28 protein-coding genes are annotated in these 23733 nt (G+C 62.3%); 10 read left to right on the top strand and 18 right to left on the bottom strand.

Annotated elements, in window-relative coordinates:
• From DP106_RS12095 to DP106_RS16420, 9 genes are all read right to left on the bottom strand, one after another.
• On the bottom strand, nt 1–1081 hold a 1081-nt coding region (locus tag DP106_RS12095), incomplete at its 3' end, for an RNA-guided endonuclease TnpB family protein (protein WP_133305138.1).
• Between the two features lie 2 nt (nt 1082–1083).
• Nucleotides 1084–1476, bottom strand: a complete 393-nt coding sequence (gene tnpA, locus DP106_RS12100) for an IS200/IS605 family transposase (RefSeq protein ID WP_120085639.1) — start codon at nt 1474–1476, stop codon at nt 1084–1086.
• 227 nt (nt 1477–1703) lie between these two features.
• The gene (locus tag DP106_RS12105; protein WP_120085641.1) at nt 1704–2636 is read right to left on the bottom strand and encodes a DMT family transporter; all 933 of its coding nucleotides are present in this window, start codon (nt 2634–2636) and stop codon (nt 1704–1706) included.
• A 474-nt stretch (nt 2637–3110) separates the two neighbouring features.
• Nucleotides 3111–4415 carry an RNA-guided endonuclease InsQ/TnpB family protein gene (locus tag DP106_RS12110; RefSeq protein WP_120085643.1) on the bottom strand — a complete coding sequence of 435 codons (1305 nt, stop codon included), beginning with the start codon at nt 4413–4415 and terminating at the stop codon, nt 3111–3113.
• Nucleotides 4416–4638: 223 nt separating this feature from the next.
• Nucleotides 4639–5088, bottom strand: coding sequence for a Rieske (2Fe-2S) protein (locus DP106_RS12115; RefSeq protein ID WP_120085645.1), 450 nt, complete (start codon nt 5086–5088; stop codon nt 4639–4641).
• Nucleotides 5089–5139: 51 nt separating this feature from the next.
• Nucleotides 5140–6084 (bottom strand): aminotransferase class IV, encoded by a 945-nt coding sequence (locus DP106_RS12120; RefSeq protein WP_120085647.1) that lies wholly within the window; start codon nt 6082–6084, stop codon nt 5140–5142.
• Complete coding sequence (locus DP106_RS12125) at nt 6077–6721, bottom strand: anthranilate synthase component II (protein WP_120085648.1); 645 nt, start codon at nt 6719–6721, stop codon at nt 6077–6079. The genes DP106_RS12120 and DP106_RS12125 overlap by 8 nt, the downstream gene beginning before the upstream one ends.
• Before the next feature lie 16 nt (nt 6722–6737).
• Nucleotides 6738–8294, bottom strand: coding sequence for an anthranilate synthase component I family protein (locus DP106_RS12130; protein ID WP_120085650.1), 1557 nt, complete (start codon nt 8292–8294; stop codon nt 6738–6740).
• Between the two features lie 44 nt (nt 8295–8338).
• A complete protein-coding gene (locus DP106_RS16420) occupies nt 8339–8917 on the bottom strand; it encodes a helix-hairpin-helix domain-containing protein (protein WP_120085651.1) in 579 nt (192 codons plus the stop codon).
• Between the two features lie 182 nt (nt 8918–9099).
• On the opposite strand from DP106_RS16420, the gene DP106_RS12140 reads away from it, so the two are divergent.
• Nucleotides 9100–9429, top strand: coding sequence for a DUF7847 domain-containing protein (locus tag DP106_RS12140; protein ID WP_120085653.1), 330 nt, complete (start codon nt 9100–9102; stop codon nt 9427–9429).
• On the opposite strand, the gene aroE is transcribed toward DP106_RS12140, so the two are convergent.
• A complete protein-coding gene (aroE, locus tag DP106_RS12145; RefSeq protein ID WP_120085655.1) occupies nt 9409–10215 on the bottom strand; it encodes a shikimate dehydrogenase in 807 nt (268 codons plus the stop codon). The genes DP106_RS12140 and aroE overlap by 21 nt on opposite strands.
• Nucleotides 10216–10299: 84 nt before the next feature.
• Between aroE and DP106_RS12150 the strand changes: the two genes are divergently transcribed.
• From DP106_RS12150 to DP106_RS12165, 4 genes are all read left to right on the top strand, one after another.
• Nucleotides 10300–11760: a D-aminoacyl-tRNA deacylase gene (locus DP106_RS12150; RefSeq protein ID WP_120085657.1), complete on the top strand. Its 1461-nt coding sequence runs from the start codon at nt 10300–10302 to the stop codon at nt 11758–11760.
• A 30-nt stretch (nt 11761–11790) separates the two neighbouring features.
• Nucleotides 11791–12957 carry a cell division protein FtsZ gene (gene ftsZ, locus DP106_RS12155; protein ID WP_120085659.1) on the top strand — a complete coding sequence of 389 codons (1167 nt, stop codon included), beginning with the start codon at nt 11791–11793 and terminating at the stop codon, nt 12955–12957.
• Between the two features lie 85 nt (nt 12958–13042).
• Nucleotides 13043–13216, top strand: coding sequence for a protein translocase SEC61 complex subunit gamma (locus DP106_RS12160; protein WP_120085661.1), 174 nt, complete (start codon nt 13043–13045; stop codon nt 13214–13216).
• Nucleotides 13216–13653, top strand: a complete 438-nt coding sequence (locus DP106_RS12165) for a transcription elongation factor Spt5 (protein WP_120085663.1) — start codon at nt 13216–13218, stop codon at nt 13651–13653. Before DP106_RS12160 ends, DP106_RS12165 begins: the two co-directional genes overlap by 1 nt.
• Nucleotides 13654–13779: 126 nt before the next feature.
• On the opposite strand, the gene DP106_RS12170 is transcribed toward DP106_RS12165, so the two are convergent.
• Nucleotides 13780–14076, bottom strand: a complete 297-nt coding sequence (locus tag DP106_RS12170; RefSeq protein WP_120085665.1) for a DUF7565 family protein — start codon at nt 14074–14076, stop codon at nt 13780–13782.
• 128 nt (nt 14077–14204) lie between these two features.
• Here DP106_RS12170 and DP106_RS12175 point away from each other — a divergent pair, with 128 nt between their 5' ends.
• Nucleotides 14205–14939: a PHP domain-containing protein gene (locus DP106_RS12175; RefSeq protein WP_120085719.1), complete on the top strand. Its 735-nt coding sequence runs from the start codon at nt 14205–14207 to the stop codon at nt 14937–14939.
• On the opposite strand, the gene DP106_RS12180 is transcribed toward DP106_RS12175, so the two are convergent.
• Nucleotides 14940–15434: a metal-dependent hydrolase gene (locus DP106_RS12180; RefSeq protein ID WP_120085666.1), complete on the bottom strand. Its 495-nt coding sequence runs from the start codon at nt 15432–15434 to the stop codon at nt 14940–14942.
• Nucleotides 15435–15557: 123 nt separating this feature from the next.
• On the opposite strand from DP106_RS12180, the gene DP106_RS12185 reads away from it, so the two are divergent.
• Entirely contained in the window at nt 15558–16661 is a 1104-nt protein-coding gene (locus DP106_RS12185; RefSeq protein ID WP_120085668.1) for a pyridoxal phosphate-dependent aminotransferase, read from the top strand.
• Between the two features lie 70 nt (nt 16662–16731).
• A complete protein-coding gene (locus tag DP106_RS12190; RefSeq protein ID WP_120085670.1) occupies nt 16732–17901 on the top strand; it encodes an ArsA family ATPase in 1170 nt (389 codons plus the stop codon).
• Nucleotide 17902: 1 nt separating this feature from the next.
• Here the strand turns inward: DP106_RS12190 and DP106_RS12195 are convergent, their stop codons facing one another.
• The 4 genes from DP106_RS12195 to DP106_RS16425 form a co-directional block, all read right to left on the bottom strand.
• A complete protein-coding gene (locus DP106_RS12195; protein WP_120085672.1) occupies nt 17903–18727 on the bottom strand; it encodes an SDR family oxidoreductase in 825 nt (274 codons plus the stop codon).
• 59 nt (nt 18728–18786) lie between these two features.
• The gene (locus tag DP106_RS12200; RefSeq protein ID WP_120085674.1) at nt 18787–19548 is read right to left on the bottom strand and encodes an endonuclease V; all 762 of its coding nucleotides are present in this window, start codon (nt 19546–19548) and stop codon (nt 18787–18789) included.
• Nucleotides 19549–19604: 56 nt separating this feature from the next.
• Complete coding sequence (locus tag DP106_RS12205; RefSeq protein WP_120085676.1) at nt 19605–20531, bottom strand: rhomboid family intramembrane serine protease; 927 nt, start codon at nt 20529–20531, stop codon at nt 19605–19607.
• A 79-nt stretch (nt 20532–20610) separates the two neighbouring features.
• Complete coding sequence (locus DP106_RS16425; protein ID WP_276310089.1) at nt 20611–20742, bottom strand: hypothetical protein; 132 nt, start codon at nt 20740–20742, stop codon at nt 20611–20613.
• Between the two features lie 297 nt (nt 20743–21039).
• On the opposite strand from DP106_RS16425, the gene DP106_RS12210 reads away from it, so the two are divergent.
• Complete coding sequence (locus DP106_RS12210; RefSeq protein ID WP_120085721.1) at nt 21040–21393, top strand: PadR family transcriptional regulator; 354 nt, start codon at nt 21040–21042, stop codon at nt 21391–21393.
• Between the two features lie 14 nt (nt 21394–21407).
• Here the strand turns inward: DP106_RS12210 and DP106_RS12215 are convergent, their stop codons facing one another.
• Entirely contained in the window at nt 21408–22016 is a 609-nt protein-coding gene (locus DP106_RS12215; protein WP_120085677.1) for a DUF7108 domain-containing protein, read from the bottom strand.
• On the bottom strand, nt 22009–22599 hold the full coding sequence (rnhA, locus tag DP106_RS12220; protein ID WP_120085679.1) for a ribonuclease HI: 591 nt from the start codon (nt 22597–22599) through the stop codon (nt 22009–22011). Before rnhA ends, DP106_RS12215 begins: the two co-directional genes overlap by 8 nt.
• A 140-nt stretch (nt 22600–22739) precedes the next feature.
• Here rnhA and DP106_RS12225 point away from each other — a divergent pair, with 140 nt between their 5' ends.
• On the top strand, nt 22740–23699 hold the full coding sequence (locus DP106_RS12225; protein WP_021040652.1) for a transcription initiation factor IIB: 960 nt from the start codon (nt 22740–22742) through the stop codon (nt 23697–23699).
• The last annotated feature ends 34 nt before the right edge of the window (nt 23700–23733 follow it).

Below are 23733 nucleotides of genomic sequence, written 5' to 3' on the forward strand. Positions count from 1 at the left end.
TATTAGCGGCAGCGTTGATGTCGGCCTGAAACGTCGAAACGTGGCAGTCGTCGTGCGGGCATCGGAACTCTACCTGTGAGTCCCGACGCCCGAGACGGTAACATGAGTGGCACGTTTGCGAGGTGTACTCTGGATTCACGTACTCGACGGGGACGCCTGCTTCCGCCGCCTTATCCTCGATGCGGCCTTGCAGCCGGGCGAACGCCCACGAGTGCAGCCGACGGTTCATGTACTCGCCGTAATCCAGTGATTCACGGATGTACGTCAAATCCTCCATCACTACCACTGGATTCTCAAACTGTTGGGCATACTCGACGGCCTGCCGAGACGCTTTCTCGACAATATCAGTGAGCGCGTTCTGGTAGTGGTCGAATCGATTGTCGATCCGCCACTCGGCAGCGTCACGCTCTTGCAGCCGTTTCAGGGTCGTATGCATCTCCTTGCGGAGGTGTTTCGCTTTATTGCCGCTACACACGAACGGGTCAGTCGGAGAACCGTCCTTGAGGGCACAGCCCGTTATCAGGGCGGTTTCTCCGATGTCTAACCCGACGTATGTGGCGTCACCGTCTGTCGCTGGGTCTTCGACCGGGTACTCGACGGTGACGTGTAGTACCCAGTTGTTCTGGTGCTGTTGCAGCCGTATCTCGCCTGCTTTCGCGTCCTCTGATACAAGATCATGCCAGAGGTCTTCTTGTTCAGGATTGATTCGAAGCGGTATCCAGAAGTTCGTCCCCCGGCCCGGTTGTGGAACCCACCATGTAAACTCGTAGTCGCGGTCGGCGGAGTGATCGAACTCCGCTGCTTGATTGGTGAGCCGTATCGGGTGTTCGTCGTCTAACTCCTCGGCGTTGTACGTGTTGCGGAGTTGCGGGACGTAGTTGCAGAGGGCGGCCTTCGCTTGATACGGCAGGTCGTAGGGTGTCACGATGTCGCTGACTGCCGACATGGTACTCGCCCCAGCATCGAAGGCCGCTTGTAGCCCGTCACGATACGTTTTAAGCAGATCCGTCAGCTTCGACTGTTTGTGTGCTGTCGGTGGCGCGAACGTCGCCTGTAACGTCTTCGTGACGGTGTTCGGCATTGTTACTGATCCTCCACGTAGTCCATCAACACGTCGATGCTCACCTGTCCGGTCGTAGCAAGAAAGTATCCCGGCTGCCAGAAGGCATCATCGAGTGCCTGCCGGGTTTCTGGGTATTCGTCCCGAATTTTCCGAGACGAGACACCCTTGAGCGAGTTGATGAACTTGGTAAGCTCAGTGGTTGGTTCTGCGGTAAACAGGATGTGAACGTGGTCAGAACCACCGTTGACGTTCTGGATGTTCACATTGAAATCTGCGGCGATATCACTGGCGATCTCCCCCAGCCGTTCTGCAATCTCGTCGATGAGGATGTCGCTCCGATACTTTGTGACGGTCACAAAGTGATATTGGAGCGCGTACACCGTGTGCGACCCTTTTTCGAGGTTATACTTCATTTGGCCGTAACATTTTCTATACACCCAATTCCAATAAACGTTTGCTAACATGGGGTATTCAGCCTTCGACCAACGGTGGAACGGTCAGTAGTTGTCGGCTTCACGCCCGCCGTAAACGGCGGGATTCTCGCCTTGAGAAAAGATAGCAGCAATATGTGCTGTCTCTGTCAGACCAGCTGACTGCCTGAACAGGATCGAACCACACGAGAGCCGCTAACGCGTTTTGCTCACGATCGATCTGTTGGGTTTGTCTCTCGGCCTGCTGAGAGACGGTCGCGGATCAGCCCCTGTTTCAGCAGCAGAAAACCGACGAAGATGACGACGAAGCCAGCGATCGCCGCCGTATCGAGCGACTCGTCGAGCACGAGCCACCCCGAGAGAGTAGCAAAAACTGGGACGGAGTACGAAACGAGGTTGATCTCGATCGCACCGAGGCGATCGAGCAGTTCGAAGTAGATGACGTAGCCGACCGCGCTGGCGAACACCGCGAGATAGACGACTGAGACGATCGCGACTGGCGTGACAGTAACGTCGGCGACAGACTCCGCGGGACGGCCGGCACTCATCACGTGCAACAACAGGGCTCCGACTGCCGTCGACCACGCGACCATCCCCTCGGTGCCGATGTCGCTGTCGATACGCTGGATGGCGACGCTCCCGAACGCGACACAGCCCGCCGCCGACAGGACGAACGCCGGCGCGATGAGATCGGCAGCAAGCGAACTCGTTGACTCGGGGAAAGCGACCAACCCCACGCCGAGAAAGCCGAATAAAAGCCCCACGGTTTCGATCCCGCCGAACTGTTCTTGCGGGAGCAAGACCCGGGAGAATCCCGTCGCGAGAATCGGGTTCATACCGATAAGGATGGCACCGACGCCGCTGGTGACACCCTGCTGGCCGATAAACAGGAAAGCGTTGTAGAGCGCGATAATGAGCGTCGCGCCGACGAGGACGGTCAGCCAGTCGGCACGGCTTCGTGGTCGCCACTCACCGGTCGTCGCCGCCACGTAGCCGAGCATCAGGATGCCGGCGATATCATACCGCACCGCCGCGAACAACACTGGCGGCATGAATTCGACACCGAGTTTGATCGCCATGAACGAGGTGCCCCAAAGAAACGACAACAGGAGAAACAGTCCGCCGTCGCGTATGGTGCTCACAAGCGGGCTTTGACGGGGGGCAGCATAAATGAGTTGCAGCCGGGACACGGGTCGCTGCCGCTCGGCTCGGGGGTCAGTACTCCCAGAGGCGGCCGATCCGCGCGTCGATCTCTGGCTGAGCTGCTCGGAGCGTTGCGACGTCGGTTTCACCGTCGATATTGATGACGTGGAGTTCGCCGCGTTTGCCGTCGTACTGATCCTGGAAATCGTCGACAACGCCGACCGCGGTGACGCTGTCTGCGATGGCATCGCCGTGCCGCAGATGTTCGATCTGGCGGTCGACGTGGCACTCAACGAGCCGGTTGATCGCTGCCTCCCGCGAGAGGCTCGTGGAAAGCCGTTCAACACCGGGCGCAAGATGCGGTTTCAGGAGCCCGAGGCTGTGTTCAATGCCGGCCGGCTCGTTCCGGTGGTCGCTGATGTGACATCCTCCTCGCCGTCAACGGCGAGGCTTCCCGACCGCAGTTGGGATATTTATGATTTGCAGCTGCTCGCTTGTTCAGCGAACGTCCCCTGTCCACAGCTCGGGTCGTGTTCTCCACGACGGAACAGGTTGACTACTGGACGTGCCACACGCCCGCTACTCCTATCCCCGGACGACCGAGGATTCAGAGTTACCTTTTCTGCTTGATCTAACCGACACCGAATGTTCTCCGCACCATTCGAGTCAGCGTTCATTACGGTTCCACAGTTTCGACAAACGTACAAGCCGCGCTCAACACGGTTGGCGTCTCGCTTCTGTCCACAACACGAACACGTCTTCGACGTGTCTCGCTCGCTCACTACAACTACGGCGATGCCTTCGGTTTTCGCCTTGTAGGTGAGCAAGTTTGTGAATCGGTCGAGTGCCCACCCGTGCAAGCCTTCGTTGCCACGGTCGCCCCAGTTGCGAGGCTCACCTGTCTCATCGTCTTCACGGATGCCTTCGAGATTGCCGACAGCAATCGTCCCGACACCTCGTTCAACACACTCTGTAACGATGTGTTTCGCAACAGCGTGCAGGTAGTGGGATCGACGCTCAGAACGCTTCTGTCGGAGTTTGAGTGCTTTGTTCGACCGAGACGAGTTGCACTTCGCTATCTCCTTGGCGAAGTACCGTTCGTCGGTCTTGAGAGCGTTCCCCGGATACAGCTCGTGATCGCTCGTAGAATACGAGACGGCGGCGAAATTCGATATACCGAGGTCGATTCCAGCAGTTTCGTCGCCGGGAGACTCAGCCTCAATCTCGTGTTTGCAGACGATGTGGAGCTCCCATTCGTCTCCGTTCCAAACTGCTTTCACCTGACGGACGTTCCCAATGGTCACATCTGGTCGGGTTTCGATCTCGCAGAGGATGAAGTCTGACCAGTGTTCTTTGAGGTTGCGGCCTTTTGAGAGGCGTATCCGATTGTTCTTGGGGTCGTGTTTGAATCCGTCTTCTTTGAACGTGACCGTCGACCGTGGGTGGTCGTCGCCGCTCTTGCGATACTTCGGTGGGTTTGCGCGGTCGTCCCCGTTTCGGCGTTTGGCATACCACCCGTGGAACGCTTCAGCGAGTTCTTCAATGACTCGCTGACTCGACTGAGAATTGAGGTCGGCGTAGCGTTCGTGATTCTTCAGGTATGCCTTGAGTGGGCCATCCTCGGGGATTGTCCCTGTTTCGCTCCAGATACGGTCGCACGTCCAGCGTGCGATGTTCCAGAGCTTCGAGGCGGCAAACCCGAGCGAATCCAAGCCACTCTGTACCTGTTGCTGATTCCGTATGGTAGCAACGTAGGTTCGAGTGACCTGAATCGCCATGCATAGGCTATGTAGACAAACCTACTTAATGATGCGGATTAGCGTTGAATATCCGGTCTGCTATCGACGGGGGCTGTGGTGGAGTTGTCGGATTCACGCCTGGTCGCCAGACTGCGTCTGGCGGGCAACCAGAACGCCGGCGTTCTGGTGACGGCGTAAACGCCGGGATTCTCTCCTTGTAGAAAGATAGGGTAATGACCGCCGGCGGACACCGGATTGCCGATCAGAACTCGCGGTTCGATTTCGAACCCAGATCGGCCGGATCGGTCTCGATCCCACCACGCCCGACAAACTCGTAGTCGTCGTCGACGAGTTGGACAACGCCGTCTGCAACCGTGAGATCAACCTCGCTGAGGTACGCGCCCTCGCAGGGCCCGAAGGTACAGAACCCAGTATCGGACTCAAAGTACGCGCCGTGATTGGTACAGATGATCTCGCCGTTGCGCATCTCCGCGCCGGAGCCCTTGTCGAGTTTGATATGTCGGAAATGCTGACAGTAGTTGAGCCAGCCGACGACCCCCTCGTCGTCCCGCAGCATGATCGCCTCCCTGATCTCGCCGGATTCCCTATCGGGGCTCTCCCGAACCTCGGCGTCAGTCGGCCGCACGCGGAACAGGAATGTCGTATCTGTCGGTACGTCGTCAACCGGTGCGATCCGCCTGTCAGCACTCATTGGATCTTGGTAACGACTGCGACCGTTTAACCCTACAGCTCCCGGCAGCGATCAGTCGTAGTGTTCGCGGTCGATACGCGCAGCAAACAGCCGCGAGAGCAGCGTCGTGACCGGCCCCGCGGGTGACTGCGTCGCTGCCGCAGTGTCGTTATCATCGCCCTGGTTCGCCGCATCGCCGCCGACCTGAATCCCATCGACGACCGCCACGGGGCGGATCTCCCACGTCGAGTTGGTCAGAAACACCTCGTCTGCGTTGCGGATCTCGTCGGGCGTATACCGGCCTTCCTCGATGGGGATCCCTTCCTGCTCGGCGATATCGAGAACGACACCCCGGGTGATCCCCGGCAACACCGGGACAGCAAGGCTCGGCGTACGGAGTGCGTTGTCGCGAACGAAAAACAGGTTGCTCGTCGCGCCCTCGGCGGCATGGCCGTCGGTGTCGACCATGATCGCTTCGTCGGCATCCGAGACGCGGAGTTCGAGGCGTGCGAGAACCCCGTTGAGATAGTTGTGGGTTTTTGCCTGTGTTGGTATCGCGCTGTCGGGGACGCGCTTGGTTTTGACCGTCTGGAGTGTTGCCGGCCCGTCGTACACCGGCTGGCCGTCGCTGCCGCCACGGGGCAGCGGTTTGACGATAACGACGACCGTGGGATCGACAGCCTCGTCGGGCGTGAGCTTGCCGGGCTGGACACCGCGGGTGATCGACAGCCGGACGTAAGCCTCGCTCAACTCGTTGGCGGCAAGCAGATCGGTGATTCGCCCGTAGAGATCGTCGTCTGTGAGTCCATGTGGTAACTCCAGTACCGAACAGGTCTCCTGTAAGCGGTTGGCGTGGGCGTCCCACGCGAAGATCTCGCCGCCGTAGGCGCGCATCGTCTCAAAGGCGGCGTCGCCGTAGAGAAAGCCGCGGTCGGCGACGTTGACACTGGCCTCGTCGGCTGGGACTAGCTCGCCGTCGACGTGATAGATGAGGGTATTCGACTCCGGTTCAGTCATCGGTGGCCTCGCAGATATCGACGAAGTTCTCGACCATCCCCTTGCCGTCGTCGGTCAGGATGCTCTCGGGGTGGAACTGGACGCCGAACTGCGGTCGCTCGCGGTGGCGGACGCCCATTACAACCTCGCGCTCGTCGGCCGTGTGGGCGGTTGCAACGAGGTCGTTGGGCAACTCGCCGCGTTCAACACACAGCGAGTGGTAGCGCCCAACACTGAGTTCGCCATCGAGGCCCGCAAACAGCCCCTCGCCGTCGTGGGTGATCGTCGAGGATTTCCCGTGGACGACGCTCGGCGCGTGACCGACGTGGGAGCCGCGGGCCGCACACATCGCCTGATGGCCGAGACAGACGCCAAAGATCGGACACGCGAAGTCGAAGACATCCATTGAGACGCCGGCGGACTGCGGCGTTCCCGGCCCCGGCGAGAGGACGATCCCGTCGGGGTCGATCTCCCGAACCCTGTCGGGGTCGACGGCGTCGTTGCGCCGGACAGCTACCTCGCCGGCGAACTCGCCGACGTACTGGACGAGGTTGTAGACGAAGGAGTCGTAGTTGTCGATCACAAGCACACGCGGCCCGCCGGCGACGTTGCCGTCGGTGAGCCCGGCCGTTGCTGCTGGCAGCGTGTCCGCGCTCATTTTATCACCCGCGCGCTCATTTCGCAGCCTCCTCGACGGTCAGCCGGCCGGCGGCCAGCGCGTCGTCGATGGCGGTCACCAGCGCGCGGCCTTTCGCCAGCGTCTCCTCGTACTCGGCTGCCGGATCGGAGTCATGAACGATGCCGGCTCCGACGCGGAGGTGATACTGCTCGCGGTGCCGTGTCAGCGTCCGGATGATGATGTTGAGCGTCGCCCGGCCATCGAAGCCGAATACTGCCATACTCCCGGTGTAGGGGCCGCGCCGGGTCGCTTCGAGCTCGTCGATGATCTCCATTGTTCGGGGTTTGGGCGCGCCGGTGACGGTGCCGCCGGGGAACATCGCGGCGACAGCGTCGGCCAGTGAGCGATCCTCGCGGAGTCGGCCGTCGACCTGCGAGACGAGATGCATCACCTCGGCGTAGCGGTCGATCCGGCGGTACTCGCTGACATCGACGGAGCCGAACGCACTCACCTTTCCCAGATCATTGCGTTCGAGATCGACCAGCATGGCGTGTTCGGCGCGTTCCTTCTCGTCGCCCAACAGGTCGGTTTCAAAGCTCTCGTCGGTCGTCGCCGTCGAGCCCCGCGGCCGGGTGCCGGCGATGGGTTCTGTGATGAGTTGGTCACCCTCACGTTCAAGCAGGAGTTCCGGGCTCGCACTCACAAGATCGATCCCGTTCCAGCGGTCGTCGCCGCGGCCCGAAAACTCGATCAGTCCCGAGTAGGGCGCGGGGTTGACCTCACGGAGCGCGTCGTAGGCGGCAACCGGGTGGACGGCTGCGGGCGCGGTCAACCGCTGGGAAAGATTTGTCTGAAAGGTATCCCCGTCGCGGATGGACGCTTTCACCTGTCGGACGCGGTCAGCAAATGCGGCCTCGCTGGTGTCGCCGGAAAACTCGGCGTCGGCGGCGTCGACCGGCGGGTCGCCGATGCCGGGATCACCCTCGCGGGCTGCCCTCGCCAGCGATGACACTCGCTCGACAGCCGTCTCGTAGATGGCGTCGACAGCGTCGGCGTCGGCGGCTTCGGGGATGGGCGGACAACACGTGATTCGCAACTCGGTGTCGTCGTCGTGCGGTTCGGGCCACGCCGCCACGCAGTCGTAGACACCGACTTGCAGTCGCGGCAGTCTACGGTCATCGACTGCGTCGCCGTCAAGCGTTTCGAGTTCGCGGGCGATATCGTAGGAGAGCCAACCGAACGCGCCGCAGGGGTAGGGCACCTCACAGTCGCCGCGGACGAGCGTTTCCCCGTCGAGCAGGCCGGCGAGGGCGGCAAGCGACGGCGTTTCGCGCTGGTAGTCGCCGCCGGCTGCTCGTTCAGTGTCAGCGACGACGGCCTCGGGATTAACTGTCAGTTGCTCGACCGGCGCAACCGCAAAATAGCCCCAGCCCGGTTGCCCGCCGGTTGTTTCAATAAAGATGCCGCCGGGGCCGTCGCGGGCCCGTCGATACGCAGCAAACGGATCGGCGACGGCGACCCGAAGTTCGACCGGGACGCGCGCTCCCGGTGGCGCGTCGGCCGCCAGCGAACGGAACGCCGCCCGATCGGTGACGACAGTCGGCGATTGCATACACAGAGCCTGTCGCCGGCGGCGGGTAACAGTTTCGTGCGCGATTACTTTTTGCCGGCGCGGTCGATCCAGTTGCTCACCGTTTTCGGCGAGACGTTGATCGCGTCGCCGACTGTCTCGGCGTCGCTCTCGGCCAACTCAGCGATAGAGGTGATGCCAGCGTCATGGAGTCGTTCGCTGTAAGCCGGGCCGATCCCCTTGATCGAATCCAGCGGCGCATCGCTGTACCCGTCGCCGTCGTCGGTGTCGGCTTCAGGTTCCGCGGCCGCCGCTGACTCCGTGCTGTCGGCCGACTCAGCCTCCGCATCGTCGACAGCGACCGCGGGGCCGGATTCGTCTGTCACCGCGTCGGCTCTGGGCTCGTCGGTGGTTGCCGTAGCCTCATCGTCGCTCTGCTCAGCGGCCGGCTCTTTATTTGCCGTGTCGTCTGCTGTGGCGTCGCCGTCGACCGGCTCCGGTTCGGGCTCACTCGTCGGCTCCGCGGTGTCGGCCGGCTCGTCGACCTCGTCGTCAGTCACCGCATCAGGGTCGTGTTCGACCGTGACCGTCGTCTCCGTGCGGCGGTCATCGTCGGCTCCCCCACCGATGCCAAACAACGATTTGAGCTTGCTGAGTAAGGCCATTAGTGACTGATACGCGTCGCCGCTATTTAAAAACCAGTCACAGCCCCACACGATTGGCCTCCTGCAACGATTCAGTGCGTTAATGTATTTTGGCTGAGATCACCACATATGGCTGCAATTCGGTCGCTAAAACCGGCCATTAGTAGTCTCGTTCGCAACCCGATCATCATCGTCGTCGGGCGGTGATCGGCCTCCTCCAGTTACCACAGTTGCTCGTCCCAACAACGTCGCCGCTGCTTGCAACAGCCGTTTCGGTGAGGGTAAGCGGCCTGCTGCTGTTCGTGCTGCCATTCTATCAGGGCGGGATCATCGGGATGGCCGACGACGCCCGTACCGGCACCACGAGTATCGGGACGCTGATTGCGGCCGGAGAATCGAACTACGTCTCGTTGCTGTTGTCATACGGCGTACTCGGTGACGTTCTACCGCGATATCGCCGACTCGCCGGGGTTCCGGCTGTAAGCCTGCCGCCTCCGACACGGCGTGTGTGGTTAGTCCAAGGCGTCGCGTAACGCCGCATCCATCGCCTCGATCGGAGCGTCCTCGTCGATCCAGATCTCAAAGGCCTCCACACCCTGAAACAGCAGCATCCACAGGCCTTGGATCGTCGTCGCCCCCACGGCATCAGCATCGCGGAGCAATCGCGTGTCTCGGGGCGTGTAGACCGCATCGAGAACGGCAAGTCCATCGTGCAGCAACCCCGCCGGAACTGGTGTCTTGGCTTCCTCCATCCCAACGCTCGTCGCATTGACCAGCAGATCGGCCGCCGGCACCGTCTCGTCTAAGCTGTCGAGACCACCGCTGCTCGCACCGTCGACCTCGCTGGCCAGCGACTCGGCGCGTTCGACGGTTCGATTAGCGATATGCACGTCGGCCCCGGCATCGGCGAGCGCGAACGCCGCCGCCCGACCCGCGCCACCGGCACCGACAACGACCGCATCTTGGCCGTCGATCGCGACATCGTGGTGTTCGAAGGAGCGCGTCACGCCAGCGGCATCGGTGTTGTACCCCTGCGGCTGGCCATCGGCAGGGAAGGCGACCGTGTTGACCGCGCCGATACGAGCGGCCAGGGGGTCGGGCGCAACGATCTCGAAGGCATCCTGTTTGAACGGGATCGTGACGTTCAGCCCGGCGATCCCGAGGGCATCCGCACCGTCGATCGCCTGTTTAATCTCGTCTTCGGCGGGTTCGAAGGTAACGTAGGTCGCGTCGATACCGCGGTCGGCAAAGCCGGCCGTCTGCATCGGTGGCGACACCGAGTGGCCGACCGGGTTGCCGACGATTCCGTACACATCCATACACCGTCGTCGGGCGACCAGCCCCTAAATTCTCTGTGTTCTTCGATCCGGTGGCGTTTTGCTGATCGATCTCCCAGCAGGGATATGATCGGCATCGTCGTCAGCCGGGCCGACGAGGCCTCGACGCATCTCGGCGAGCAGCTTCGCGCCGTCGGCGAGTGGACAGCCCACGAGGATGAGCACCGCGCCGACGGCGACGGCGGCGGTAGCTACTACACGACCGAGGGGTTCGAACTCCGCGAGTTCGACACCATCCACATCGAACTCGACGATCCCACACCGGCGTTTTCGACCCCTGACGACCTCGATTTTATCATCTTTGTTTCCCGACACGCCGGTGATACCGGCCGGCTGCTGACCGCCCACGTCACGGGCAACTTCGGGCCGGCGGAGTACGGCGGCGATGCCGGCTCGTTTGCCCGTGCTGCACCCGGAGCCCACAAGACCGTCGTCGACAACCTCAGCGAGCACGCACCTGACAACTACGAGGTCGGCATCGAATGTACCCACCACGGCCCGACAGCGTGTTCGACGCCGTCGATGTTCGTCGAACTCGGCAGCGGTGAGGAGCAATGGCAGGACGCGGAGGCCGCTCGCGCGATTGCCAAGGCTGTCCTCGATCTGGGCGGCGTCGCCGCCGATCACCGCCCGGATGGCCTCGAAGCACCGCGCCACGTCGTCGGCTTCGGCGGCGGCCACTACACGCCGCGCTGTGAGCGGATCGTCACCGAGACCGACTGGGCGGTCGGCCATATCGGCTCGGATTGGCAACTGGATGCGATGGGCGACCCTGCCGCCAACCGCGAGGTGATCGATGCCGCCTTCGCGGCGAGTGCCGCCGAGCTGGCCGTCGTCGACGGCGAGAAACCCGACTTGGAGCGCGTCATCGACGACCTCGGGTATCGGGTCGTCAGCGAGACATGGCTCCGAACCGTGGGTGAGCGACCGCGTGCGGTCGTCGACGCCGCGGAAGCAACACTATCGCCGGTCGCAGAGGGACTTCGGTTCGGCGAGATCGCGGTCGACAGCGACACCAGCCGCGACGGCGACACCAACCCGGCGGAGACATGGACGGCCGTCTCACTGCCCGACGACCTCATCGCAGCGGCAAACGGAGTCGATCCCGACACAACGCTGGCGGCTGTCACCGAGACAACAATCGGCTACGAGACAACCGAAGGAGCGACGCTGCCGGCCGGTCGCGCCCTCGTCGCCGACACGGCTAATTTCAAGCACCTGATCGATCGGCTGGCTGAATCGCTGGCAACTGACTACGAATCGGTCGAACAGACGGCCGAGGGCGTCGTCTGTCGGGACACCGGGTTTGATCCAGCGAAGGCCGCCACCCTCGGTGTGCCGGAAGGCCCGACGTTCGGTCGGCTGGCAGCCGGCGAAACGGTGACCGTCAACGGCCGAGAGATCACCCCCGAGTCCGTTGAAAGCGAGCGCGTCGAGCAGTTCACCGTCGACTGGCCCGAAGCGGATCCGGCCGGCCAGCGGGCTGAAACCGCGTCAGACGGCCGGCTGACGAATGGGGAAAGATAAATAGGCTTGGTTCGCAAGCCACGGACAGTAATGGACTCTATCGTTGACGACGCTATCGACGAGGCCGAAGACTCCGCGGCCGACGAGCAAACAGAGACTGGCCCACCCAGCAGCCCCCAGTCGGGCTCGATGACCGACGAGGAACTCCAGGACGTTCTCGAAGATCTTCAGACCGATATCACCGTCGTCGGCTGTGGTGGGGGCGGCGGTAACACGGTCAACCGCATGGCTGAGGAGGGCATCGAAGGTGCAAAGCTGGTCGCCGCCAACACCGATGTCCAACACCTTGTCGACATCGAGGCCGACAGCAAGATCCTGATGGGCCAACAGAAAACCGAGGGCCGTGGCGCGGGCTCGCTGCCACAGGTCGGCGAGGAGGCCGCCCTCGAAAGCCAAGAGGAGATCTACGATGCTATCGAGGGCTCCGATATGGTCTTTGTTACCGCCGGCCTCGGCGGCGGTACCGGAACTGGTGCGGCCCCCGTTGTCGCCAAGGCCGCCCGTGATTCCGGCGCGCTCACGATCTCGATCGTCACGACACCGTTCACCGCGGAGGGTGAGGTTCGGCGCACCAACGCCGAAGCCGGCCTCGAACGCCTGCGTGACGTGAGCGATACGGTCATCGTCGTCCCCAACGACCGGCTGCTCGATGCGGTCGGCAAACTCCCCGTCCGGCAAGCCTTCCAGGTCAGCGATGAGGTCTTGATGCGTTCAGTGAAAGGAATCACCGAACTGATCACCAAACCCGGTCTCGTCAACCTCGACTTCGCCGACGTGCGGACGGTCATGGAGAAAGGCGGCGTCGCCATGATCGGCCTCGGCGAATCCGATTCGGAGTCAAAAGCACAGGACTCGGTCAAAAGCGCGCTCCGCTCGCCGCTGCTCGATGTCGATATCTCCGGGGCAAACTCCGCGCTCGTCAACGTCACCGGCGGCAACGACATGGCTATCGAGGAAGCCGAGGGCGTCGTCGAGGAGATCTACGACCGGATCGACCCCGACGCCCGCATCATCTGGGGCACCTCGATCGACGAGGAGTTGGAGGGGACGATGCGGACGATGATCGTCGTCACCGGCGTTGATTCCCCGCAGATCTACGGCAGCAGCGGGGTCGCCGACGAGCAGGCCGAAACCGCCCAGGCATCGAGCGAGTCAGCTCCGGTCGACGATGACGACGATATCGATTTCGTCGAATAACACCGTCTGTTCGGCGTTTGCTGACGATCCAGCCGCCGACGTGCATCAATAGATAAAAAAAGCCTCGCGTCAAACGTCGGGCAACATGGACGTTCCGTACGATCTCAACAGCTATGTGCGCGTGCTCAAACTGGCGAGTACGCCATCGTGGAACGAGTTTTCGCAGGTCTCGAAGATCGCTGGGGCCGGCATTCTGCTGGTCGGGCTGCTCGGCTTCATCATCTTTGCGGTTATGAGCTTCATTCCCGGTGGTGTCTGATGAGCATCTACGCCGTCAAAACGACCGCCAGCCAAGAGCAGACGGTCGCCGACATGATCGCCACCAAGGAGGAAGATGAGATCCACGCCGTGCTCTCACCTGACTCCCTGACGAGCTACGTCATGGTCGAAGCCGACGGCACAGCGGCTCTCGAACGGCTCTTCGATGAGATCCCACACGCACGATCGATCGTCCCCGGTGAGTCCGGGCTGGCGGAGGTCGAACACTTCCTCTCGCCGACCCCTGATGTCGAGGGGATCGCCGAGGGCGACATCGTCGAGCTCATCGCCGGCCCCTTCCAAGGCGAGAAGGCTCGCGTCCAGCGCATCGACGAGGGCAAAGATCAGGTGACCGTCGAGCTCTACGAGGCGACGGTGCCGATCCCGGTGACGGTTCGTGGCGACCAGATCCGTGTGCTGGACAGCGAGGAACGGTAGTTCCTCGGGCCGTGCGAGCGGCGTTGCCGCGAGCAGATAGTGAGGAGCGGTAGCTCCTCAAACCATGCGAACGGGTGCTTCGCACCCGTGCGCAGACAGCGAGGAACGGTAGTAGTCAAAAAAAGCTCAGTTAACTGCGTCGAGATCGGCGATAACGGCTTCAAGATCGGCCTCGGATTCGATCTGTGTTTTGATCGCCTCGCGTCGTCGGACGGCTTCGGAGTCGGCGTCGTAGGCGCGGACGTATTCGGCGCGAGTGTGTTCCTCGAAGGCGTGGCGGATGGCAAAGTAGCCGTCAGGAACGATGGTTCCACAGACCTGACACTCGTGTTTGGTGTGTTGGGTCGTCTGGTGGTGGATGAGTTCCTCGACGGTCTCGGTCTGTATGCCACAGCCGTCGATGCCACACCGCCATGAACTCATAGCTATCGATTGCGGTGGCGACGGTATAACGATTGCTGTGCCGACGGCGTCCGGCGACGAACCGATATCGACTAAGGGATGTGGGGAAACCATCGACCGTGAGCGATGCCGACCAGACCCGTGTCGACATGCACACGAAACTGCTCGATGAGCGTGTTGTGTCACGGGCGAAGCAGCGAGGGATCGACATCCTCGTCTACGCGCCACACTTCACGCGGCTGCCGGAGATCAAAGCGCAGGCAGCCGCCTACAGCGATTCGGAACTGCATGTCGTCGCTGCCCGGGAGGTCTTCACCGGCGACTGGAACAACCGTCGCCACCTACTGGCGATCGGCCTCGATGAACCGGTGCCGGACTTCATCACCTTCGAGGGGGCGATGGCTGAGTTCAACCGACAGGACGCGGCGGTGGTGGTTCCCCACCCGGAATTCATGAACGTTAGCCTCACCCACCCGGAGATCCGTGCCCACGCCGCTCGGATCGATGCCGTCGAAACCTACTGCGCGAAGCTGTTTCCCCACCAGAACCGCCGCGGCCAGCGGATCGCCGCCGACCTCAACCTGCCAGGGTTCGGCTCCTCGTACACCCATCTGCCGGGGACGGTCGGCGAGGCATGGACACGGTTCGACCGCCGGATCGAGTCGACAGCCGACCTTGTCGACACACTCACCACCGGGGCCGACCGACAGGTGATCCACCGCAATGGGTTGGGCCACCGTGGCCGGCGGCTGCTCGAATACGGCCATCTCGGCTACGAAAACAGCTGGAAAAAGATCGATCGACTACTGCTGTCGGGCGACGAGCCGACCCATCCGCGAAACCTGCTCTATGAGGGCCGGTTCGATGACGTACGCGTGTACTGATCAGAGCGGGATACTGAGTCCCATCTCAGCGGTGTAAGTGGTCACCTCGGGGACGACGTAGAACAACACGCCAGCGAAGCTACCAACCTCGGCAACCGTAACCAACACCGTCACAAGATCCGACCTGCTGCTGGAGACCGGAACCCCGAACGGGACGTTGTACTCGGTTTTCGACAACGGGTAAAACAGCGCGATCCCGCGTGTGCTGCCGACGACATCGAGGATGTAGTGCGTCGCAATCCCGATCCAGACGTAGTTGAGATTGCCCATGTAGATCGGCCATACGGCGAAGATACCCAACACGAGGAGGTTGTGCAGTGTTTTTCGATGTGTTCCGAAGGCGGTGTCGACATCCGGAAACAGTGCGCCCAGTGTCACCGGCAACAGGAGTTCGCCCATCATCCGCGCCGTCGCAACGGTGGCCGACGGCTCCAAAACATACCCTAACCCGATACTCAACAGAACGGCGTTGAGCACGTGCCCACGTTTGTTCATTGCGTGGGCCAACACGACCCCCCTACCTGTATCTTTGTGATCAACGCAGTCGCTGGTGACATAATTGCGGGAGCCACGGCAAAGTGACGAAAGACACAGGCCGACGGCGTGTCAGCCGTGGGTATGGACTACCAGACGCCGCAGTTCTTCCACGTCATGCAGTACGCCGACGACGCCGACGGCGACATCATCGACATGGTCAGCGGTAATCCTGACTGGGAGCCGCCGGCCGCGATACGGGAGGGACTCCACGAGTACGCCGACAGCGACGCCGATGAGTTCCAGTACCCGCCGAGCGACGGCCTCCAGTCGCTCCGCGAGGAGATCGCCGCCCGGCGAAACGTCGATCCCGACCGGGTGATCGTCACCAACGGCACCAGCGAGGCCAACTACCTCGGGATGGCTCGCGCACTCGACGGCGACTGCGGCGACGGTGTTGTTCTCATCGACCCCGTCTACCCCTACTACACCGGCAAGGCGTCGATGCTCGGCGGCGACACTCGGCTGGTTGAGGCCAACCGCGACGGGGGTCTCGATACCGAAGCCACCTGCGAGGCCATCGACGACGACACCGCCGTCATCGTGCTCAACACACCCAACAACCCGACCGGCGCGGTCTACGATCTCAACGCCGTTGAGGCGGTCGTCGAGACTGCCGCCGACCACAACGCGATCGTCGTCGTCGACGAAGTGTACGACCACTTTGATTTCTCGGGGGACTTCGAGAGCGCGCTGATGCTCGACGCCGACAACGTCATCATCACCAGCGGCGTCTCGAAGTCGATGGCGATCACCGGGTTTCGCATCGGCTACGCCGTTGTCCCGCCTGCACTCGTTGCGGCCGCAAAAACGCGGCACATGCTCGTCAACGTGACCACCAGCCGGCCGGCCCAGCAGGCCGTCTACGAGGCCTATCGGGAGACCGACCCCGACTACTACGCCGACGCCCGCGACCGCCTCGAATCGCGGATTGAGAGCGTTACCGCCGCACTCGATGCGGCCGGAGCCGACTACACGAAGCCCGACGGCGCGTTCTACGTGCTTGCGCGGTTCGACGACTTCCCGGGCACGATGGCCAACGTCAAGACGCTGATCGACGAGGCCGGCGTCGCAGGGATGCCGGGGGCAACGTTCGGCTCCGCCCGCGAGGAGTGGATTCGGTTCGCGCTGGTCACACCCCGTGTTGAGGCGGCCGCCGAGCGACTGATCGATTACTTTGCCGACTGACGGCGATCAGCGCCGTCGCCACCTGTGCCCGACCGACGGCTACACAAGTCCACGCTGTTTGGAGGCGGGTATGAGCGATATTGATGTCGAGGCGGTCGAGGAAGTCGACGACGAGGGCGACGAAACGGCCGAGTCGGTTGCCGTCGAAACAGATGACACAGCGGTCGAGGTTACGGCGACAACGACCGATCTTCCGGACGGTGTCGACGCCCCCGAGTACGTGCTGTACGGCGGCAAGGGCGGCGTCGGCAAGACGACGATGGCCGCCGCGACCGCGTTAACGAGTGCGGCCGGCGACGCGGCGACGCTTGTCGTCTCGACCGACCCGGCCCACTCGCTGTCTGACACCCTCAACACCGAGGTTCCGGCGCGACCGACCCGCATCCGCGATGAGATCCCGCTGTGGGCCGCCGAGATCGACCCCGACGACGCGATGGACGAGGGCGTTTTCGGTGCCGATGACGACCCGCTCGGCGGGATGGGCGACCTCGGCGACCAGCTCAGCCCGATGGGCGATATGCTCGGCGGGATGGGCGACAGCGAGGATGACGAGGGGGGCCTCAGCGCGATGCTGGGCATGGGTGGCTCGATGCCCGGGGCCGACGAGGCCGCAGCGATGCGACAACTGCTGGAGTATCTTGATGATCCCAGATTCGACCGTGTCATCGTCGACACCGCCCCGACCGGTCACACCCTCCGATTGCTCCAACTCCCTGAGATCATGGACTCGATGGTCGGCCGCGTGATGAGCATCCGCCAGCGCATGAGTGGGATGGTCGACGGTCTCAAGGGCATGTTTGGTGGCGGGAACGACGACCCCGAGCCGTCGGCCGATCTCGACGAACTCCGCGACCGGATCGAACGCCTGCGGGCCGTGTTACGCGACCCCGAGCAGACGGATTTCCGGGTTGTGATGATCCCCGAGGAGATGAGCGTCGTCGAGTCCGGACGACTCGTCGACCGCCTCGGTGAGTTCGGGATTCCGGTACAGACGCTGGTGGTCAACCGCGTCATGGAGAGCGTTGACGACATCACCGACGCCGAGATCGACCCCAAGTGGATCGTGACGCCGAACCTCGAAGACTGTGAGTTCTGCCAGCGACGGTGGCAAGTCCAGCAGGATGCCTTGCAGGCGGCGACCGATCTCTTTCGTAATCGAACGGTCAAGCGTGTGCCGCTGCTCGCCGATGAAGTCCGTGGGGAGGCGGCACTGCGGGTCGTGGCGGCCTGTCTCGACTAACTCAGCTCAGTCGCTGTAACCACGACCACAGCGAGTCGCGCGCGCTGTCGGGGATAAACCGGGCAAGAACGGAAGCGGACGCGAGTGTCCCAACCGGGATCCGGGCCGGCGGCTTGGTCGAACTGGCGGCGTCAACGACATCCTCGGCAACACGCTCCGGCTCGACCGATCCGGGGCCGTCGCCACCAATGGCTTGGGTATCGTCGAACAGTGTGTAAAACGCCTCGTAGGCCCCCGAGCGGTCGATGCCGTCGACCTCGTCGTCGGCACGCTCGGTAAAGCCCGTCTTGACTGGCCCGGGTTCGATGACGACAACATCGATATCGAAGGGTTCGACCTCAGCGCGTAGCGCGTCGGACATCGCTTCAATCGCAAATTTCGAGCCGCAGTAGACGCCGCCACCGGGGAAGGCGACGCGGCCGGCGACCGAGGAGACGTTGATGATCGTCCCGTCTTCCTCCCGGCGCATGTGCGGAAGGACGCTCTTGATGAGGCGGTGAGGTCCGTAGACGTTGACCGCGTACTGCTGTTCGATCTTTTCGGTCGGCACATCCTCGACGGGGCCGAACTGGCCGTAGCCGGCGTTGTTGACGAGACAGGAGATGACGCCCTCCTCGTCGAGAATGCGGTTGACAACGCGATCGATATCATCCTGTTCGGTGACGTCGAGTTCAGCGGTCTCACAGCCGGCGTCGGCCAGCGGCTCGATGTCCGAGCGGTCGCGGGCGGTCGCATAAACAGTCCAGCCCTCCGCGGCGAAGGCCAACGCCGTCGCCCGCCCGATCCCGGATGAACAGCCGGTGATGAGTACCGTCTTCGGGTGCACACGTCCACGTTGCTGTCGGGGGAGTTAATTATGCGGCTTTTTCGGGCCGCTGCCGTCGCTCACAACAGCTTGGATTTGACTTCGTCGGCGTAGCTGTCAGCCAGCCGCGTCGGCTCCGGGAGCTTGTAGCCGTTACACAGCGCGGCGACGAAATCAACGGTCGTCTCGGCGGCGACACGGTGGCCCGGACTGACGTAGAGCGGATTGATATGGCGACCCGACGACTCGTACTGCCGAGACTGATAGGCGTGACCGATGAGGGTGCCATCGGCGCAGTCGACCGCATCGTCGGCCGCGATTGGCGTGCGCCAGCCGGCGGGCCGCCCGTCGACCGACTCGCGGGGCGTCCCACAGAGCAGGTTCTTGGCGATCCCGACGCTCGGTGTGTCGAAGACGACGCCGAGATGGGTCGCTAGGCCGGCCTGTCGGTAGTGGATTCGGCCGCTGCCATCGAAACACAGCAGATCTGGCTCACAGTCCAGCGTTTCGAGTGCCGCCACGATAGGGTCGCCCTCACGGAACGCCAGCAGCCCCGGAATGTAGGGAATCGACAGTTCGGTCACGGCGTGCGTTCGTTCGACGACCTCGCCGGCCTGTAACACAACGACCGCGCTGATCGCCCGCTCGTCAAGGAACGCCTGATCGACGCCGGCGGCGAGCGGCGCGTCGCTGGGGGCCGATCCGTCGCTGTCGGTGTCGCTTGCAGGAGCAGTCAACTGTTGCTGTGATGAGTCAGCGGGACTCTGTACGGCGGTCGGGTCGAAGTCGAACTCGTCGTCGAAGACGGCACTGTCGGCGATCTCGCGCTGCAGCGATTCCATCCCTTCCTGCGACAGTGACGCGTCCGGGAAAAGTGCAGAACGAACGGGCTCCACGGTTAGAAGCGTCCGCGGCCAGGGCCACCCGGGCCGCCCGGCCCACCTGGCCCGCCGGGGCCGCCACCGAACTGGAGTTGGTTTGGTACCTGCACCTCGCCTTTGAGTTGGCGGCCGTACCACAGGCCGATCACGAGGCCGACGAGGTGGGCGAAGTGGGCGACGTTACCCATCCCAGCCGAGCCGGCCGCACCGGGGTTGATAAAGAAGAGCACCGAGATGAGCGCGAACCCGCCGGTGAGGAGGTACAGCGGAAGCGGGATCACAAAGAACAACACCTTGAGATCCGGCTTGAGAACCGTAAGCACGCCCATGATCGCAAAGACCGCGCCACTGGCCCCAAGTACACGGGAGGTCTCACCCATGACCAGCGAGATGCCGGTGTGTCCCACCCCGGCGAGCGCACCCGCAGCGAGGAAGAGGGCGACAAACTTCTTCGAGCCGGTGTAGCGTTCGACCAGCGGGCCGAAGAAAAACAGGACAATGCTGTTGGCCGCAAGGTGATAGAGCCCGCCGTGTGAGAAGATCGAGGTCACCCACGTCCAGAGGTATTCGGGGTTGGCCGTCGACAACGTAAACAACGAAACGTAGGCGCGAGGGCCGACGAAGACGCCGACAAGCTGTTGCAGGAGGAAAGTGATCCACATCAACCCCAACAGGGTGTAGGCTGCGTTGCCACGGAAGTAGCCCAGCGGGCCGCCGGTGCTGCTGATCTTGTCGATGAGCTTCGAGGCTTTCGACGTACCACCCTGATTCTCGACGGAGTCGTCGAACCCACTATCGAAGACGCCGTCAGGATCATTCCAGTCACCCAGCCCTGGACAGTCGTGGTTTTCCGGGAGTCGATGGTCGGCACAGAAGGTGTGGCCACACCGCTTGCACTGATACGGCATGTTTTCGTCGGCACCACACTCGTCGCAGTTGGCCATTACCAGTAGCTAACGGTGGTGGGATAAAATGCGTTTGGCTCCGGGGAGCGGCGTCGGCACGAGCGGGCGGATCGTGGGATCACGACTGCTTGGTGTCGTCGCTGTCCTCGGCATCGCCTTTCGGTTGTGACTGCTCGGCGGTCGCCGAATCGAAGTTTGTCGGAACGACCGTCAGATGCTGGATGCCGAGTGAGTCGGGACTGGCACTCATTGTACGACCCGCTAGTCGCCACACCAACAAATAATTACCCATGCGCATATCGCATGCGACACAACACAGATATACGCGGGAGACATGAGCCACACGAGACCAGTTGGAGCGATATCTGTCGTTGTCAGTCAGAAACAAACATACGCATCGATGGTGCGGCTGCAAGCGATTAGAAACGAAGATTTGGACAATACACGGCGCTATTTTTGAGTTATACCGCCGAGTTGTAACACGAACCGCGGGGGAAGTTGTCGATTTTCCAAACGGTTAAGTAGACACATGACATATCAATGTATGATGTCAGAGGCACAATCAATCAGCGACGGTTCGGGCAAAGTGCGGGATCTCACCGCGTTTCAGCAGAACATTCTCGCAATCCTCGCCGAAGAGGCACGATACGGGCTGGCGATCAAGCGGGAACTTGAGGACTACTACGGAACAGAGGTCAACCACGGGCGACTCTACCCCAACCTTGACGACCTCGTCGAGGACGACCTCGTCGAAAAAAGCGAACTCGACAAGCGAACAAACGAGTACGAGCTCACCGATGCCGGCTACAAGGCGATCCTCGACCAGTTCGAGTGGACGCTTTCGAAGTTCGTTACCGACGACGAGCGCGCCGACGACGTGCGTGCGCTGATCGATCAGTAGATCGTCACCGACAGTCACTCATCACTACTTTTCGTCGACCACTCCGGGCACTCAGTGTCGGCGGCTGCAAACACATACTTCAGAGAGGCATCCAACGCCGCCTGCTGATCAGCCGAGGCCCAGACGTTTCGCCGATAGTATTCCGCATAAAACTCAGCAAGCTCGTCGGCTGTTGCGGTTTCGACACGACGACAGTAGTGATTTCCCATAAAATCCGCAAACGCTCGAGCGTTGGCCGCATGCATCGACCCGTGAGCGTCATCGACGGCGTCGACAAGCGCAGCGTTGTGGGCTTCAACCGTCGCCCACGTGTCGTCGCCCGACCCCGAAAGCGGGATCTCAACGGCGCGGTCGGTGTCGTCGATGCGGTCTAACTGAACCGTTCCGTCCTCGATCCACTCGTCAGGATACAAGACGAGCGTGTCGTCGTCCTCGCGGATGCGAGCCGTGTAGTCGTGAGCGGCAACTGTCTCAGCCCGGTCGGCGCGGTAGGCGTCTGCTTCAGCCGCATCGGGAGCCTGGCGGGCTAACCGTGTCAGCCGCTCGGCGTCGTCGACGACCGCCTCCGGAAGCGGTGCCGCATCGTCGGGTTCGGTATCGGTTGTTGAATCTGTGTCAGTCATCGAAGGCCTCGTTTGCGAGTTCGTCGGCGCGTTCGTTTATTTCGCGCGGGACATGGGCAATCGACCAACGGTCAAAGTCGGTGAGCAGTTCCCGGGCGCGGACACGTTGTTCCCGAAGTTCGGGGTCGTTTGTGTCCCACTCGCCGCGTACCTGCTTGACGGTCAGCTGGCTGTCGCCGCGGATATCAACCTCGCTGGCACCGAAATCGTGGGCGGCCTCAAGCGCTCGGAGCAACGCCGCGTACTCGGCTTGATTGTTTGTCGTTTCGCCGATCCGCTGGCCACCCTCGGCGGCGATCCCGTCGCCGGTGACGATCACCCAGCCGACCGCTGCCGGGCCAGGATTGCCGCGGCAGGCCCCATCAAAGTAGACGTGGGCGCGGCCGCCGCCGTCCTCCAACAGCAGCGTCAGTTCAGCCGGGTTCCCGCCTTGTACCACGACCTTGTCGTCGTAGGCGACGGCGACGGCCGCGCCGCGTTCGGCCCGCCAGCGTTCGTGATCGGTATTACCCGTCTTGACGCTGACGCCGGCCGCGCGGAGTCGGTCGGCTGCCGCATCAGGATCGCAGGTGATCGTCGGCATGGCTGGAGGATCGACTGGGAGGCTAAAAGATAGTTCGCTCTCGGTAGAAAAATTTGGGGTTTCGATAACATATCTACGGGATGTGACTTCATCACATGCACAATCCTTATATACAATCAGTCGACAACCATATAAGTGTAATGACACGGTCCAGCCGCCAGCGATCCAACCGGGAGCCCCAACGTCAGGAGACCGCCGACGAGGAGGAGATCGACCTCGACAACGTCGATCCTGACGAGGTCAAGCGCACGGCCGACGATGAGCTCATCCATGAGCCGACCGGACTCATTCTCGAAGAAGATCAGATCGACCGCGGCCCCGAGTGGCGGGCGTTCAACCACTCCGAACGACAGGAGAAATCCCGTGTCGGCGCACCGACAACGAAGACGATGCACGACAAGGGGTTGACGACGACCATCGACTGGCAGAACAAGGACGCCTACGGCCGATCGTTATCCTCTGAAAAGCGGAGCCAGATGCATCGTCTGCGGAAATGGCAGGAGCGCATCCGCACGAAGGACGCCGGCGAGCGCAACCTGCAGTTCGCGCTCAGCGAGATCGACCGCATGGCGAGTGCGATCGGTGTTCCCCGCTCGGTACGTGAGGTTGCCTCGGTCATCTATCGCCGCGCGCTCAACGAGGATCTGATCCGTGGGCGCTCCATCGAGGGCGTCTCGACGGCCGTCCTGTATGCCGCCTGTCGAAAGGAGGGGATTCCGCGCAGTCTCGAAGAGATCGCCGAGGTCTCCCGTGTCGAACGCAAGGAGATCGGCCGAACATACCGGTATATTTCCCAGGAACTCGGCCTCGAAATGCGACCCGTCGACCCGAAGAAGTACGTTCCCCGTTTTTCCTCACAACTCGAACTCAGCGAAGAAGTCCAAGCCAAAGCCAAGGAGATCATCGACACGACCGCCGAGCAGGGCCTGCTTTCCGGCAAATCGCCGACCGGCTTCGCCGCCGCTGCGATCTACGCCGCCTCGCTGCTCTGCAACGAAAAGAAGACCCAACGCGAGGTCGCCGATGTCGCCCAGGTGACCGAGGTCACGATCCGCAACCGGTATCAGGAGCAGATCGAGGCGATGGGCATTCCCACCTGAACGACTGAGTCTGTTTTCGCAGCAGTATTCGGTC

It is taken from the genome of Halonotius pteroides (genome assembly GCF_003605635.1).
Lineage (GTDB): Archaea > Halobacteriota > Halobacteria > Halobacteriales > Haloferacaceae > Halonotius > Halonotius pteroides.